Raw genomic sequence first — 15,508 nt, 5'->3', positions numbered from 1 at the left:
GCCGTCCTCACCCACCGAGAGGGACCGTCATGCCCACACTCCGCCGTACCGAGCTCCGACCGGCCCTGGCCCTCGTCGCCGTCCTCGCGCTCGGGCTCAGCGCCTGCAGCTCCGACGACTCCGACAGCTCGGGGCCCGAGGCGACCTTCGACACCGACACGACCACCACGCCGGCCGCGACCGGCCCCGTCGACTCCTTCACCTGGTACGGCGACTACCGCAGCCCCGCCACCCTCGACCCGATCAAGGTGGCCGACTATCCCGAGCTCACCGTCATCCCCAACCTGTGCGAGAGTCTGCTCGACACCGGCCCCGGCTACGAGCCGCGCCCCGGTCTGGCGTCGGCCTGGGAGCAGGTCGACCCGCGCACGGTCCGGTTCACCCTGCGCGACGACGTGACGTTCTCGGACGGCACGCCGATGACCCGCGAGGACGTGCTGTTCAGCCTCCGGCGCAACCTCGACCCGGCTCTCGCGTCGTCGTACTCGATCCTCTACCAGGGGGTCGCGGCGATCGAGCCGTCCGGCACGGACCAGGTCGAGGTGACCTTCACCGAGCCGAACGCCGTCTTCCTCAAGGGCATGAACACCCTCGGCGGCGCGATCATCAGCAAGGCGTTCGCCGAGGCGCACCCCGACGACCTCGGCACTCCCGGGACGGGCGTGCTCTGCACCGGCCCGTACGTGCTCGACTCCTGGGACGGCGTCGGCCCGCTGACGCTGAAGCGCAGCCCGGACTACTGGAACAGCGAGCGGAAGCCGCTGGCCGAGCAGGTGCGCTTCGAGTTCCCGGCCGAGGCGAAGGCGCTGGCCAACGCGATCCGCACCGGCGCCGTCGACGGCGGGTTCAACATCCCGGCCGAGGTGATCCCGAGCCTGCGCGAGACGGGCAGCGGCGAACTGTGGCTCGGCGCCGAGGGCAGCACGCCCCAGAACCTCGACATCATCGTCAGCGATCTGGCTGAGGGGCCCCTGGCCGACCCTGCGGTACGCCGGGCGCTGTCCGGCGCGGTCGACCGGGAGGCACTGGTGCGGACCGCGTTCGCGGGCGCGGCCGACCCGCTGTACACCGTCGCCGGTCCCGGACTGTGGGGCTACGCGCAGGAGCGCTACCGGGCGGCGTACGAGGAGATCGAGCGGGCGAGCAAGGACGCCTCCGGGGACGGCCGGGCAGCCGTCGAGCAGGCCGGGCTGAGCGGCGAGCGGCTCACCCTGGCCTATCCCGGCGGCATCGAGATGTACCGGACCACCGCGACCGTCGTGCAGCAGGCCGCCAAGGAGCTGGGGCTCGACATGGAGATCGTCGCGCTGCCGCTGGCCCAGTACTACTCGCTCTTCTCCGACGCGTCGGTGCGTGCCGACTACGACGCCTTCCTCACCATGAACTACACGCAGGTGCAGGAGCCCGCGTTCATGTACGGCTTCATCGGCAACAAGGACGGCAGCCAGAACTACGGCGGCTACGACAACCCGGAGGTCGACCGGCTGCTCCGCGAGGCGTTCGGCGAGCCGGACGACGACGCCCGGGCCGACCTGGTGATCGCCGCGCAGGCGATCCTGGCCGAGGAGCTGCCCTGGATCCCGCTCGTGGCGCCGCGGGCCGCGGTCTATCTCGACGAGGGCATCACCGGCGTCCCGCTGACCTTCGCGTACATGGGCACCGCGTGGACGGCCTCGGTCGGCGCACCGTGACCGTCCGGGAGCTGCTGCGCACCGTGGGGGCGATGTGCGTCAGCATCCTCGCGGCCAGCTTCGTCGTGTTCGCGAGTCTCTACGCGGCGCCGGGCGACGCGGAGTCGGTGCTCTTCGGCTCCACCACCCCGACCGACGAGGTGCGCGCGGCGGTCCGGGAGCAGTACCGCCTCGACGATCCCTTCCTGATCCGCTACCTGCACTGGCTCGGCTCGGTCGCGCACGGCGACTTCGGCACCTCCTTCGTCGGCGGCCAGTCGGTCGCGACCCGACTTGGCGCCACCGCTCCCACCACGCTCGCGCTGGTGGGCCTGGCCGGCCTGCTGCTCGTCATGATCGGCATCGCCGTCGGGGTGCCGATGGGCCTGCGTCCCGGCCGGCTCGACACCGTGCTGACGACCGTCGTCGCCGTCGTCGCCGGGATCCCGACCTTCGTCTCGGCGACCCTGCTGATCGCGGTCTTCGCCGTGGGCCTGGGTTGGTTCCCGGCGTACGGCGCCGACGGGCTGCGCGGCCTGGTGCTCCCCGCCCTCTCGCTGGCCCTGGTCTCCTCGGCCATGCTGGCCCGGGTCACTCGCGCCAGCGTCCGCGCCGAGAGCGGTCGCGAGTACGTCACCACGGCTCGGGCCCGCGGCCTGCCCGCGCGGGTGGTCGTCGCGCGGCACATCCTCCCGAACGCCGCCGGCCCGGTGATCACCGCGGGCGGGCTGCTGGTGGCGGCGCTGTTCGCGGGCGCGATCGTGGTCGAGAACGCCTTCGGCATCGCCGGTCTGGGCTCGCTGCTGGTCAGCTCCGTCAACCGCCAGGACTTCCCGACCGTGCAGGCGATCAGCCTGCTGCTCGTCGTGGTCTTCGTGGTCACCAACACCCTCGTCGACCTGGCCGCCCGCGGCCTCGACCCGCGCCAGCGCAGGAGGGCAGCATGACGCTGGCACTCACCCTCCCCGCCGGCCGGCCGCGCCCGCGCCGCGCGCGCGGCGTCCTCGGTCCGGTCGGCTGGATCGCCCTGTCGGTCGTGGCCGCGCTGATCCTGCTGGCCGCCCTCGCGCCCTGGGTCGCGCCCTATCCCGTCGACCAGCAGGACCTCCTGCATCCGTACGCCGGACCGAGCGCCGAGCACTGGCTGGGCACCGACGCGACCGGCCGGGACATCTGGTCCCGGCTGCTGTGGGGTGCCCGGACCAGCCTCGGCGGGCCGGCCCTGGTGGTCGCGCTGAGCCTCACCGTGGGACTGCCGATCGGCCTGAGCGCCGCCTGGCGCGGCGGCCTGCTCGACGCCACCCTGGCGCGGGTGCTCGACGTGATCTTCGCCGTCCCGGGCATCCTGGTCGCCGTCCTGGCGGTGGCCGTCTTCGAGCCGGGGCTCACCCCGGCCGTGATCGCCCTGGCGGTCGCCTACCTGCCCTATGTCGCCCGCACGGCGCGGGCCGCGGCCCGCGCGCAGCGGCACCTGCCCTATGTGGAGGCCCTCGAGCTGCAGGGCATGGGCGGGCTGCGGATCTGCGTGCGGCACATCCTGCCGAACATCCTCGGCGTCGTCCTCGCCCAGGTGCCGGTCGCGTTCGCGCTCGCCCTCGTCGACCTCGCCTCGCTGTCCTTCCTGGGGCTCGCGGTCCAGGCGCCTGCCGCGGACTGGGGCGTCCTCGTCAGCGACACGTCCGCGCTGCTCCAGGGACACCCCGAGCAGGCCGTGTACGCCGGGCTGGCGATCGTGACCACCGTGGTCGCCCTGACCTTCCTCGGCGACCGGCTCACCGAGGGACGCCCGCTCGCCCGTGCCCGCAAGGAGAAGCGATGACCAGCCCGCTGCTGGAGGTCGACGAGGTGGTCGTCGAGCTGCCCGGACGCGGCACCGTGCTGCGCGACATCACCCTGGCCATGGCCCCCGGCGAGGCGCTGGGCCTGGTCGGGGAGTCCGGGGCCGGCAAGTCCATGCTGGCCCGCGCGGTGGCCGGCCTGCTCCCTGCCGGCGCCGTCCGGTCGGGCACGATCCGGTTCGACGGGGCCCCGCTCGCGCGCAGCCGCACCGGCCACGACGTGGCGCGCCGGCGGCTCGGGATGGTCTTCCAGGACGCCCGCGCCCACCTGGACCCGCGCCAGCGGATCGGCGACTTCCTGCTGGAGACGACCGCCCGCCGGGCCCGGTCCGCGCGGCTGCCCGAGGTGCTGGCGCTGCTCGACCGGGTCGGTCTCGCCGAGCCCCGCCGGCTGTTGGATCGCCATCCCGACCAGCTGTCGGGAGGGATGCTCCAGCGGATCATGATCGCCTCCGTGGTCCTCGCCGACCCGGCGCTGGTGCTCGCGGACGAGCCGACCACGGCCCTCGACGTCACCACCCAGGCGGAGGTCGTGGCGATCCTCGACGAGCTGCGGCGCGAGCGGGGCACGGGCCTGGTCTTCATCAGCCACGACCTCGACCTCGCCGCCCAGCTGTGCGACCGGATCGCGGTGCTGTACGCCGGGACCGTCCAGGAGGTCGCCGCGGCCGGCGCGCTGGCCGCCGACCCGCGCCATCCCTACACCCGCGCCCTGTTCGCGGCCCGGCCGGACATCGATCACCGGCTGCCTCGGCTGCCGGCCATCGCCGGGCACCCGGTCGCGGCGTACGAGGCCGGGGCAGGCTGCGCGTTCGCCCCGCGCTGCGACCGGGCCGTCGATGCCTGCCGTACGGCGGTCCCGCCGCTGACCGGCACCCAGCACGCCGTCCGGTGCGTGCGCGAGGGGAGGACCCCGTGCTGACCGTGACCGCGCTCCGCAAGGAGTTCCCCGGCCCCCGCGGCGCGACGACGGTCGCGGTGACCGGTCTCGACCTGCACCTGGAGCGCGGCGAGTGCCTGGCGATCGTCGGCGAGTCCGGGTCGGGCAAGTCGACGACCGCGCGGATGATCGCCGGCCTGCTCGCGCCGACGGCGGGACGGGTGATCCTCGACGGCCACGACGTCAGCCGTCCGGCCCGGCGCCGCAGGGAACGGCTGCGCCGGGCCCGGCTGCTGCAGATGGTCTTCCAGGATCCCTACGCCTCGCTCGACCCGCGGCAGTCGCCCGGCGACGCGCTGGCCGAGGTGCTCGCGCTGCACGGCGTACGCGACCGTGCGGAGCGGGCGGCGCGGGTGCGCGAGCTGGGCGAGGCGGTCGGGCTGAGCGCCCGGCAGCTGGAGAGCCGGCCCGGCGAGCTCTCCGGCGGCCAGCGTCAGCGGGTCGCCATCGCCCGTGCGCTGGCGCCGCGGCCCCCGGTGCTCGTCCTCGACGAGGCCGTCTCCGCGCTGGACGTCTCGATCCAGGCCCAGGTGGTCAACCTGCTCGCCGACGTCCGGGCGGCCACCGACACGGCCTACCTGTTCATCACCCACGACCTCGCCGTCGTGCGCCAGGTCGCCGACCGGGTGCTGGTGATGAGGGCCGGCGACGTCGTCGAGCAGGGGCCGGTGGCACAGGTCCTGGACCGGCCCTCGGCGCCCTACACCCAGCGACTGCGGGCGGCCGTGCCGCCCCGGTCCGACGGTGCCCGTCCGGGCACCGTCCCCCACCAGGTTGAAAGGAACACCCCTCCATGCGCGTCCTCCTGATCGGCGCCGGCGGTGTCGGCGACGCCTTCGTGCGCATCGCCACGACCCGCGACTTCTTCGAGGCCCTCGTCGTCGCCGACCATGACGAGTCCCGCGCCCGCGCGACCGTGGCGAACTGCCGGCCCGGCGCGGAGCCCGACTCCCGGCTCCGGGCGATCCGGCTCGACGCCTCCGACCGGGCCGGCCTGGTCGCCGCGATCCGGGAGCACCGGATCACCCACGTGCTCAACGCGGTCGACCCGCGCTTCGTCGAGGCGATCTTCGACGCCGCCTTCGAGGCCGGAGCCGACTACCTCGACATGGCGATGAGCCTGTCGGCGCCGCACCCCGAGCGTCCGTACGAGCGGTGCGGCGTGATGCTCGGTGACCACCAGTTCGCCCGGGCGGGGGAGTGGGAGGAGGCCGGCCGCCTCGCGCTGGTCGGCATCGGCGTCGAGCCCGGCCTGTCCGACGTCTTCGCGCGCTACGCCGCCGACCACCTGTTCTCCTCGATCGACGAGCTCGGCACCCGGGACGGCTCGAACCTGCAGGTCGCGGGCCACGGCTTCGCCCCGTCGTTCTCGGTCTGGACGACGATCGAGGAGTGCCTCAACCCACCGCTGGTGTGGGAGCGCGAGCGCGGCTGGTTCACCACCGAGCCGTTCTCCGAGCCGGAGGTCTTCGACTTCCCCGGTGGGATCGGGCCGGTCGAGTGCGTCAACGTCGAGCACGAGGAGGTCGTCCTCATGCCACGGTGGGTCGACGCCGAGCGGGTGACGTTCAAGTACGGCCTGGGCGAGGAGTTCATCGAGGTACTGCGGGTCCTGCACAAGCTCGGCCTCGACCGCACCGACAAGGTCCGGGTCGGCGACGTCGAGGTCTCGCCGCGCGACGTCGTCGCCGCCTGCCTGCCCGACCCGGCCCGGCTCGGCTCCGCGATGAGCGGGGCCACCTGCGCGGGCCTGTGGGTCACCGGGACGGGCGTCGACGGCAACCCGCGGGAGGTCTACCTCCATCACGTCGTCGACAACGCCTGGAGCATGGACCGGTACGGCACGCAGTGCGTGGTGTGGCAGACCGCGGTCAACCCCGTGGTGGCGCTCGAGCTGCTGGCGACGGGTGCCTGGAAGGGCACCGGCGTCCTGGGCCCTGAGGCGTTCGACCCGGTGCCCTTCCTCGAGCTGCTGGCCGCGCCGGACGCCTACGACTCGCCCTGGGGCCTCGAGGAGCGGACCCCGCGATGAGTGCGGCGCCCGTCCTGCCGGGCGACCTGCTCGCCACGACCGCCCGGGCTCGGCCGACGGCGGTGGCGCTCGTCCACGACGGCCGCTCGTTCACGTACGCCGACCTGGCCGAGCGCGCCGACCGGGTGGCGGGCTGGCTGCAGGCGCACGGCGTGCGTCCTGGGGACCGGGTCACCGTCTACGCACCCAACAGCGCCGCGTGGGTGCAGGCCTACCACGGCATCCTGCGCAGCGGCGCGGTCGTCAACCCGGTCAACGCCATGCTCACGACCAGCGAGCTGGCCTATGTCCTCGACGACTGCGGTGCGCGGGTCCTGTGCACCACGGCGGCGGTGCTCGCCGCGCTCGACGGCGCGGTGCTGAGCCGGCTGTGGGCGGTCGTGGTCCTGGACGAGCTGCCGTCGGACCTGCGGGCCGAGGGGGTCGAGGTGGTGGGGCTCGAGGACGTGGTGGCGGTCGGCCGCGCGGCGTCGCCGGTCGCGCTCGGTCCCGAGGACCCTGCGGTGATCGGCTACACCTCGGGCACCACCGGGCATCCCAAGGGCGCGGTGCAGTCGCAGGGGGCGGTCCTGCTCAACTGGCGGCTCAGCGCCGAGGCGCACGGCAAGACCGCCGCGGACGTAGTGGTCACGGCACTCCCCGCGCCGCACGTCTACGGCAGCGTGGTCCTCAACGGCACGTTCGGGACCGGCGGGACGGTGGTGCTGATGAGCAGGTTCGGCGCGCGCGCCGCGATGGACCTCGTCGCCGAGTACCGCGCGACGCTCTTCGAGGGCGTGCCCGCGATGTACGCGATGATGCTCGCCGACCCCGGCCTGGACCCGGCCGACCTCGCCACCCTGACCCGCTGCACCGTGGGTGGGCAGACCATGGCGGTCTCCACGATGACCGCCTGGGAGCAGGCCAGCGGCGCGCCGCTGATCGAGCTGTGGGGGATGACCGAGCTCTCCGGCCTGGGCACCACGCACCCGGTCGGGACCGAGCGGGTGCACGGCTCGATCGGCCGGCCGCTGCCGGGCATGGAGGCCCGGGTCGCCGACCTCGACCGTCCGGAGGTCGAGGCCGCCGTCGACCGGCCCGGCGAGCTCTGGATGCGCGGACCATTGGTGATGACCGAGTACTTCGGCCGCCCCGACGCCACCGCGGAGGTGCTCGCCGGCGGCTGGCTGCGCACCGGCGACCTGGTCCGCCGCGACGCCGAGGGCGACCTGTGGGTGGTGGACCGCTGTCGCGACCTGATCATCTCGGGTGGCTACAACGTCTATCCGGCCGAGATCGAGCGGGTGCTGTCCGGCCACCCGGCGGTCGCGCTGGTCGCCGTCGGACCGGTCCCGGACGAGGTGAAGGGCGAGGTCGCCCGGGCCTATGTCGTGCTCCGGGACGGGCACCGGGCCACGGAGGAGGAGCTGATCGCCTGCGCCCGGGCCGAGCTGGCGGCGTACAAGACGCCCCGGTCGGTGGTCTTCGTCCCGGCGCTGCCGCAGACGTCGAGCGGCAAGATCATGCGCCGGATGCTCCGCGAGCTGCCGGTCGCCGAGGAGCCCGGCGCCCGGTGATCGGGGTGTCGGTGCGGGCCGCCCCTCCGCCCGTACCCATCGGACCTTGGCGGGCGGCCCGCACCGGGCGGTCGAGCGCCCGGGCCCATTGTTGCAAGTAACATGCAATAGCGAAAGACTTGCGACATGGCTGAGTACGCACTGCCCGACCTTCCCTACGACTACGCCGCCCTCGAGCCCTACATCTCGGGCGAGATCATGGAGCTGCACCACGGCAAGCACCACAACGCCTACGTCGCCGGCATCAACACCGCCGTCGAGCAGCTCGCCGAGGCGCGCGAGAAGGACAGCTTCGGGAGCCTCTCGACGCTGGAGAAGAACCTCGCCTTCCACCTCGGCGGCCACGTCAACCACTCCGTGTTCTGGCCCAATATGTCGCCCGACGGCGGCGACCAGCCCACCGGGGAGCTGGCCCAGGCGATCGAGGAGTACTTCGGCGGCTTCGACAGGTTCCGTGCGCACTTCCAGGCCAACGCCCTCGGGGTCCAGGGCTCCGGCTGGTCGGTGCTGACCTGGGACACGCTCGCCCAGCGGCCCTACATCATCCAGCACTTCGACCACCAGGGGAATGTGCCGATCTGCATGGTCCCGCTGCTCATGCTCGACATGTGGGAGCACACCTACTACCTGCAGTACCGCAACGACAAGGCCACCTTCGTCCAGCAGTGGTGGAACGTCGTCAACTGGGCCGACGTGCAGCGCCGCTTCGAGGCCGCCCGCAGCCGGACCCCCGGCCTGATCGTCTGAGCTGCGGGCCCGTCGGACTCCGACCGAAGTAGGGGGCGCCGACGACCGCGGTCCGATGTGCGGGCCTCGGGCCCCGGCTTGACTGGCCCGGTGAGCATCACCAGCGAAGGTCCCGTCGCGCTCTCGGCGCGGGCGCTCGGGCCGGACCTCGCGCGGGGCTGCATGCTGCTGTTCATCGCGCTCGCCAACACCCACTACTTCCTCACCGGTACGTCGGCCGGCGCGTCGATCCGCGGCGGGTTCCCGCTGGACGGCTCGACCCTCGACTCCGCGGTGACCTGGGTGATCGCGACCGTCGTCGACGGCCGGGCGTTCCCGATGTTCGGCTTCCTGTTCGGGTACGGCGTCGCGCACATCGTGCGGCGGCAGCAGGCGGCGGGGGTCGCTCCCCGGGCGGTGCGCCGCCTGCTGTGGCGGCGCGGCGCCGTACTGATCGGGGTGGGCGTGGTCGACGGACTGCTGTTCTACGTCGGCGACATCCTCGCGATGTACGGCGTACTGCTGCTGGTCGGCGCCTTCGCCGTGCGCTGGTCGGACCGGTGGCTGCTGGTCGTGGCGGGGCTCCTCTTCGCCCTCAACGCGCTCCCGGCGGCGAACTCCTCGTCCGTCAGCACCGACCCGCCCGACGTGGCGATGCTGCCGCCCGACCTCGCGACCCAGTTGGCCGAGCGGCCGGCCGCGGTGGCCTTCATCGCGTTGCTCGGTCCGCTGGGGTTCGCCTGTCCCTACCTGCTCGGCCTGTGGGCCGGGCGGCGCCGGGTGCTGGAGCAGCCCGAGCGCTACCGCGGCCTGCTCGTCGCCGTCGCGGTCGTCGGCGTCACCGTCGCGGTGCTCGGCGCCCAGCCGGTCGCCCTGATGCTGGCGGGCGTCACGTCGGTCCCCTCCCCGGACACGCTCGAGCTGATCGGGCCGCTGCACGACGCGACGGGCGTCCTCGGCGGACTCGGGTACGCCGCGCTGATCACCCTGGTCGCGCGTCCGCTGGAGGGCCTGGTCGAGGGCCGCCGGGGCCGGGTGATCGACGCGCTCGCCGCGACCGGCCAGCGCTCGATGACCTGCTACCTGCTGCAGTCGGTGGTGTGGGCCGTGGTGTTCACCCCCTACCTGCTCGGCCTCGCGGGCACCCTGACCGTCACCGCCACCGCGCTGCTCGCGATCGCCACCTGGGTCGCCTCGGTCGTGCTGGCGGACCTGCTGGCCCGGCGCGGTCGGCGCGGCCCGTTCGAGGTGCTGGTCCGGCGGGTCACCTACCGCCGAGCCGCCCCCGACCCGGCCCGCCGGAATCCCCAGCGGCCGGGCCGTGTTACATGACCTCGTGACCGCCCCCGCCACCACCGACGCCGTCCGGGACACCCACCTCCAGCGTCTCCTGGTCGTCCTCGGCATCGTGGTGCTGGCGTTCAACCTGCGGCCGGCGGCCACGAGCGTCGGGCCGCTGCTGGAGGAGATCCGCGCCGGCGTACCGCTGGGGGACTTCGAGGCCGGTCTGCTCACGACCCTGCCGGTGCTGTGCTTCGCGCTCGTCGGCGGCGCGGCGCCGCGGCTCGCGTCCTGGCTGGGACTGCACCGGGTGGCGCTGCTGGGGCTGGTCCTGCTCGCCGGCTGTCTGTGGTGGCGCAGCGAGGTGCACCAGGGCTGGCTGTTCCTCGTGCTGTCCTTCGCCGCCCTCTCCGGCGCGGCGACGGCGAACGTGTTGATGCCGTCGTTGGTGAAGCTGCACTTCCCCGGACAGGTGGGCCTGCTCACGGCCGTCTACTCGACGTCGATGGCGATCGGGCTCACCACGTCCTCGGCCCTCACCGTGCCGATCGCCGACGGCGGCGTCGACTACGCGCGGGGGCTCGGTGCCTGGGCGGCGACCGCGGCCATCGCGGTGCTGCCGTGGATCGGGCTGATCCGGCACGACCTGCACGAGGGCCGCCGGTCCACCACGCTCGGCATCACCGCCATCGCCCGGACCCGGCTCGGCTGGGCGATGGCCGGCGCGTTCGGCCTCCAGTCGCTGCAGGCGTACGCCGTCTTCGGCTGGTTCGCGCAGATGTGCCGCGACGCGGGGTACTCCGCCGAGAGCGCCGGCGTCCTGCTCGGCGTCGTGACCGGGGCGAGCATCCCGCTGTCGCTGCTGATCCCGATCGTCGCCGGCCGATTCCGCGACCAGCGCTGGCTGCTCACCGCCCTCATCGCGTGCTACCCGATCGGGTACCTCGGCTTCCTCGCCGCCCCGCGCCCGCTCGGCTGGCTGTGGGCGCTCGCCATCGGCATCGGCTGCAGCACCTTCCCGCTCGTGCTGACCCTGATCGGCCTGCGCAGCCGCACCCCCGAGGGCACCGCGGCCCTCTCGGGCTTCACCCAGTCGACGGGCTACCTCATCGCCGCCGCCGGGCCGTTCGGCGTCGGCGTCCTGCACGCCGCGACCGGCACCTGGACGGCGTCCATCCTGGTGCTCCTCGCCCTGTGCGTGCCGCTCTACCTGTGCGGTCTCTACGCCACCCGGGACCGGTCCATCGAGGACGAGCTGGCCGCCCGCTCCTGACGGGTTGGCGCCGCAACGTCATACGTTCTGTGGGCTCTCGCCCACAGGGCGAATGACGTCACGCCGGGGATCTGCACAGAACCTGCACACGTCGTCCCCGGTTTTCGGCGCCTCCCGCTCGTAGCCTCGGAGACATGCCAGCGCAGCGCGTGCACCGCCGGGTCCTCGTCGTGGAGGACGACCCGGTCATCAACCAGGCGGTCGCCGACCGTCTCCAGGCCGAGGGGTACGACGTCGTGCGGGCGTTCGACGGACCGGGAGCGGTCGCGGCGCACGCCGAGCACGCGCCGGACCTGGTGCTGCTCGACGTCATGCTGCCGGGGTACGACGGCCACGAGGTGTGCCGGCGGATCCAGGCCGAGCGCCCGGTGCCGGTGCTCATGCTCACCGCTCGCACCGACGAGGCCGACGTCCTGGTCGGCCTCGGGGTCGGGGCCGACGACTACCTCACCAAGCCGTTCCGGATGCGGGAGCTGGTGGCGCGGGTGTCCGCGCTGCTGCGCCGGGTGGAGCGGGCCGCGGAACTCGCCGGGCGGCGCGCGCTGGAGCTCGGCGACCTGCGGGTCGACGGACCGGCGCGCCGGGTGTGGCGCGGCGAGGAGGAGGTGCGGCTGACCCCGACGGAGTTCGACCTGCTGCTGTGCCTCGCCGCCACGCCGGGCGCGGTCGTCACCCGCGAGAAGCTGCTCGCCGAGGTGTGGGGCTGGGACGGCGCCACCGGCACCCGGACCGTCGACAGCCACGTCAAGGGCCTGCGGGCGAAGGTGGGCGCCGATCTGGTCCGCACCGCCCACGGCGTGGGCTACGCGCTCGAGGTGCCGGCCCCGTGACCGGGCCGTCCACACCGCAGCCGCTGGTCGGGATCCGCTCGATCAAGGTCAAGCTCGGCCTGCTGGTGGCGGCCAGCGCGACCCTCGCCGCGCTGGTCGCCACCCTCGGCCGGACCGGCGGCGTCCCCGCCTGGCTGACCATCCCGGTGACCATCGGGCTCGCGCTCGCGCTGACCCAGCTGCTCGCCGTCGGGATGACCTCGCCGCTGCGGCAGATGACCGCCGCGGCGCGGCGGATGGCCACCGGCGACTACGCCGTCCGGGTGCCCGACACCGCGCGCGACGAGGTGGGCGAGCTGGCCCGGGCGTTCAACACGATGGCCCACGAGCTCGCCGGCGTCGACCGGCAGCGGCGCGAGCTGGTCGCCAACGTCAGCCACGAGCTGCGCACGCCGCTCGCCGGCCTGCGGGCCGTCCTGGAGAATGTCGTCGACGGCGTCGTGCCCGACGACCCGGCCGTGCTGGGCACCGCGCTCGCCCAGGCGGAGCGGATGAGTGGGCTGGTCGAGGACCTGCTCGACCTCGCCCGCGTCGACGCGGGGCGGGCACCGCTCTCGCCCCGACCCGTCCGGGTCGCCGACCTGCTCGACCGGTGTGTGGCCGAGGTCGCCGTGCTCGGTCGTGACGTGGAGTACGACGTCCGCGTCGCGCCGGCCGACCTGGTCGTGACCGCGGACCCGGCGCGGCTGCACCAGCTGGTCGCGAACCTGCTCGACAACGCCTCCCGGCACAGCCCGGCCGGCGGCACCGTGGTGGTGACCGCCGCGCGGCAGAACGACCGGTACCTCCTCGAGGTCCGCGACGACGGCCCCGGCCTCCCGGCCGACGCGCGCGAGCGGGTGTTCGAGGCGTTCGGCACGCTGCGTGGGATCGGCGGCCCCGGTGCCACTGGTCCCGACACCGGGGGCACCGGCCTCGGCCTCGCCATCGCCCGATGGGTCACCGATCTGCACGGCGGCACCATCGGCTTCCTCGATCCCCCCTCGGGAGCCGTCGGCGCCCGGGTCCGGGTCGACCTGCCGCTCGACCCCGCGGCCCGGCCGGCCGCCGTACCCGACCTGGAGGCACCCGTGTCCGCTCCCCCCTCCCCGCGCCCCGCCGCAGCACCCCCCGCAGCATCCGCCGCAGTATCCGCCGCGGCATCGGAGTCCGCTCCGCCGGCGTCGATCACCGACGACCTGCTCGGCGGCTTCTGGCCCGAGCACGGCGTTCCGACCCGCACCGGCCTGCTGCTGGGCGCCCTCGGCGCCGGCCTGCTCGGCGGGCTGGTGCTGCCCGAGCGGGCCCTCGGCATCGGCACCTTCCTGGTCCTGCTCGCCGCCGGGGCCGTTGTGCTCGCCGCCAGCCGTGACCGCCGCGACCCGTTCACGCTCAGCTGTGCGGGGCTCTGCGTGCTGCTGGCCGCGACCGCCGTCCTCCGCGACGCCGAGTGGGTCGTGGTGCTCTGCCTGCTCGCGGGCGCCGTCCTCTGCGTCTGCGGGGTCACCGGCGGTCGCAGCCTCGGCGGGTTCGTGCTCTCCGGGCTGATGTGGCCGGTCTCGGGACTGCGCGGGATGCCGTGGCTGGGCCGCACCATCGCGGCGCTGCCGGTGATCGGGCACGGTGCCGCCGCGCTGCGGACGGCGCTCTGGTCGGCGCTCGGCCTGGTCGTCTTCGGTGCGCTGTTCGTGTCGGCCGACGCGCTGGTCGCCGAGTGGGTCGACGCGCTGCTGCCCGACCTGACCATCGACACCTTCGTGCTGCGCGGGTTCGTCACGGTGGCCGTCGGCGGCACCGTGCTCGCCGCGGCGTACCTCGCCCTCAACCCACCGCGGGTCGACCGCGACACCCCGGCGCCTCGGAGTGTGACGCGCCGCTACGAATGGCTCGCCCCCGTGCTCGTCGTCGTCGCCATGTTCGCGGTCTTCCTCGCCGCCCAGGCGACCGTGGTCTTCGGCGGGCACGCCTACCTGCGGCGCACCACCGGGCTGACCTATGCGGAGTACGTCCACCAGGGCTTCGCCCAGCTCACCGTCGCGACCGGCCTCACCCTCCTCGTGATCGCCGTCGCCGCGCGCAAGGCCCCGCGGACGACGCCGGCGGACCGGCTCTGGCTCCGGATCGCGCTCGGCGCGCTGTGCGCGGAGACCCTCGTCGTCGTCGCGTCCGCGCTCTACCGGATGGACGTCTACCAGGACGCCTACGGCTTCACCCGGCTCCGGCTGCTGGTCGACGTCTTCGAGGGCTGGCTGGGCCTCCTGGTCCTGGCCGTCGTCGTCAGCGGGATCCGTCTGCGCGGCTCCTGGCTCCCGCGCTTCGCCCTGCTCAGCGGCGCCACGGCCCTGCTCGGCCTCGCGCTCGTCAACCCGGACGCGTGGATCGCCCGGCACAACCTGGCGCGGTACGACGACACCGGGCGCGTCGACTGGACCTACCTGCGCGACCTCTCCGACGACGCCGTCCCGGCCCTCGCCGAGCGCACCGGGGGCGAGCGGGCGTGCGCACTGGCCGGCCGCACCGCCGCTGCCGACGACTGGCTGGAGTGGAACCTGGGCCGCGCCCGGGCGGCCGACGCGCTCGACGACACCGGCGCGGTGCCGGGTGATGCGCTGTCCGGCTGCGCGGACGCGCGGCACTAGACACGAGGCCCGCCGCACTCCCCGACGAACCCGCTCAGCAGCCCGAGCGCGTGGTCCATCGCGGGCCAGAGCACCTCGGGATGCCACTGGATCGCGACGAGCCGGGCCCGCGGGTCCTCGAACGCCTCGACCAGGCCGTCCGGGGCGTGGGCGCTCGGCACGAGCCCGTCGGCCAGCGTGCGGATGCCCTGGTGGTGCTGGCTGTTGACGCCGATCGTGCCGCCTCCGGTCCACGCGGCCAGCGTCGTCCCGCCGACCACCTCGACGTCGTGCAGCGGCTCGCCGAGCGCCTCCTCGCTCTCCCGGTGGCGTAGCTCGGAGGGCAGGTCACGCCCCAGGTCCACGTAGAGGGTGCCGCCGCGGGCGACGTTGACCAGCTGGGCGCCGCGGCAGATCGCCAGCACGGGGAGGCCGTGGGCCACGGCCGCGTCGAGGGCGGCGAGCTCGGCCTCGTCCCGGTGCGGGTTGACCCCGCGCAGCAGCGGGTCGTCCGGCGAGGCGCCGTACCGGCGGGCGTCGACGTCGCCGCCGCCGCTGATGACGAGGCCGTCGAGTCGGCCGACCAGGTCGGCGATGTCGGGCTGCGGGTCGCGACAGTCGATCGCCAGCGGTACGCCGCCGGCGGCGACCACGCCGCGGAACATGCTGCGCCACAGCAAGAACTCCGCGAGCTCCGCGGAGCTGTAGGTGATGCCGACGAGCGGCCGGTCGAGGGGGAGGGTGGTCACGCGATCTCCAGTCCAG

At 74.2% G+C, this 15,508-nt stretch carries 13 protein-coding genes; 12 read left to right on the top strand and 1 reads right to left on the bottom strand.

Features of this window, described 5'->3' with window-relative positions; genetic code table 11:
• Positions 1 to 29 precede the first annotated feature (29 nt).
• From QJ852_26575 to QJ852_26520, 12 genes are all read left to right on the top strand, one after another.
• On the top strand, positions 30 to 1,691 hold the full coding sequence (locus QJ852_26575; GenBank protein WGX96698.1) for an ABC transporter substrate-binding protein: 1,662 nt from the start codon (positions 30 to 32) through the stop codon (positions 1,689 to 1,691).
• On the top strand, positions 1,664 to 2,617 hold the full coding sequence (locus QJ852_26570; protein ID WGX96697.1) for an ABC transporter permease: 954 nt from the start codon (positions 1,664 to 1,666) through the stop codon (positions 2,615 to 2,617). Before QJ852_26575 ends, QJ852_26570 begins: the two co-directional genes overlap by 28 nt.
• The gene (locus tag QJ852_26565) at positions 2,614 to 3,489 is read left to right on the top strand and encodes an ABC transporter permease (protein WGX96696.1); all 876 of its coding nucleotides are present in this window, start codon (positions 2,614 to 2,616) and stop codon (positions 3,487 to 3,489) included. The genes QJ852_26570 and QJ852_26565 overlap by 4 nt, the downstream gene beginning before the upstream one ends.
• Complete coding sequence (locus tag QJ852_26560; protein ID WGX96695.1) at positions 3,486 to 4,430, top strand: ABC transporter ATP-binding protein; 945 nt, start codon at positions 3,486 to 3,488, stop codon at positions 4,428 to 4,430. The genes QJ852_26565 and QJ852_26560 overlap by 4 nt, the downstream gene beginning before the upstream one ends.
• Positions 4,424 to 5,257, top strand: a complete 834-nt coding sequence (locus QJ852_26555; GenBank protein WGX96694.1) for an ATP-binding cassette domain-containing protein — start codon at positions 4,424 to 4,426, stop codon at positions 5,255 to 5,257. Before QJ852_26560 ends, QJ852_26555 begins: the two co-directional genes overlap by 7 nt.
• Positions 5,242 to 6,480: a saccharopine dehydrogenase C-terminal domain-containing protein gene (locus QJ852_26550; GenBank protein ID WGX96693.1), complete on the top strand. Its 1,239-nt coding sequence runs from the start codon at positions 5,242 to 5,244 to the stop codon at positions 6,478 to 6,480. The genes QJ852_26555 and QJ852_26550 overlap by 16 nt, the downstream gene beginning before the upstream one ends.
• A complete protein-coding gene (locus tag QJ852_26545) occupies positions 6,477 to 8,036 on the top strand; it encodes an AMP-binding protein (protein WGX96692.1) in 1,560 nt (519 codons plus the stop codon). Before QJ852_26550 ends, QJ852_26545 begins: the two co-directional genes overlap by 4 nt.
• Before the next feature lie 126 nt (positions 8,037 to 8,162).
• On the top strand, positions 8,163 to 8,783 hold the full coding sequence (locus QJ852_26540; protein WGX96691.1) for a superoxide dismutase: 621 nt from the start codon (positions 8,163 to 8,165) through the stop codon (positions 8,781 to 8,783).
• A 90-nt stretch (positions 8,784 to 8,873) separates the two neighbouring features.
• Entirely contained in the window at positions 8,874 to 10,094 is a 1,221-nt protein-coding gene (locus QJ852_26535) for a DUF418 domain-containing protein (protein ID WGX96690.1), read from the top strand.
• Positions 10,095 to 10,098: 4 nt separating this feature from the next.
• On the top strand, positions 10,099 to 11,316 hold the full coding sequence (locus tag QJ852_26530; protein ID WGX96689.1) for an MFS transporter: 1,218 nt from the start codon (positions 10,099 to 10,101) through the stop codon (positions 11,314 to 11,316).
• Positions 11,317 to 11,450: 134 nt separating this feature from the next.
• On the top strand, positions 11,451 to 12,146 hold the full coding sequence (locus QJ852_26525; GenBank protein ID WGX96688.1) for a response regulator transcription factor: 696 nt from the start codon (positions 11,451 to 11,453) through the stop codon (positions 12,144 to 12,146).
• On the top strand, positions 12,143 to 14,764 hold the full coding sequence (locus QJ852_26520; GenBank protein WGX96687.1) for a DUF4173 domain-containing protein: 2,622 nt from the start codon (positions 12,143 to 12,145) through the stop codon (positions 14,762 to 14,764). The genes QJ852_26525 and QJ852_26520 overlap by 4 nt, the downstream gene beginning before the upstream one ends.
• On the opposite strand, the gene QJ852_26515 is transcribed toward QJ852_26520, so the two are convergent.
• On the bottom strand, positions 14,761 to 15,492 hold the full coding sequence (locus QJ852_26515; protein ID WGX96686.1) for a gamma-glutamyl-gamma-aminobutyrate hydrolase family protein: 732 nt from the start codon (positions 15,490 to 15,492) through the stop codon (positions 14,761 to 14,763). The genes QJ852_26520 and QJ852_26515 overlap by 4 nt on opposite strands.
• Positions 15,493 to 15,508: the final 16 nt, after the last annotated feature.

Source organism: Nocardioides sp. L-11A, assembly GCA_029961745.1.
GTDB lineage: Bacteria > Actinomycetota > Actinomycetes > Propionibacteriales > Nocardioidaceae > Nocardioides.
This window is presented reverse-complemented; position numbering and strand designations above follow the sequence as displayed.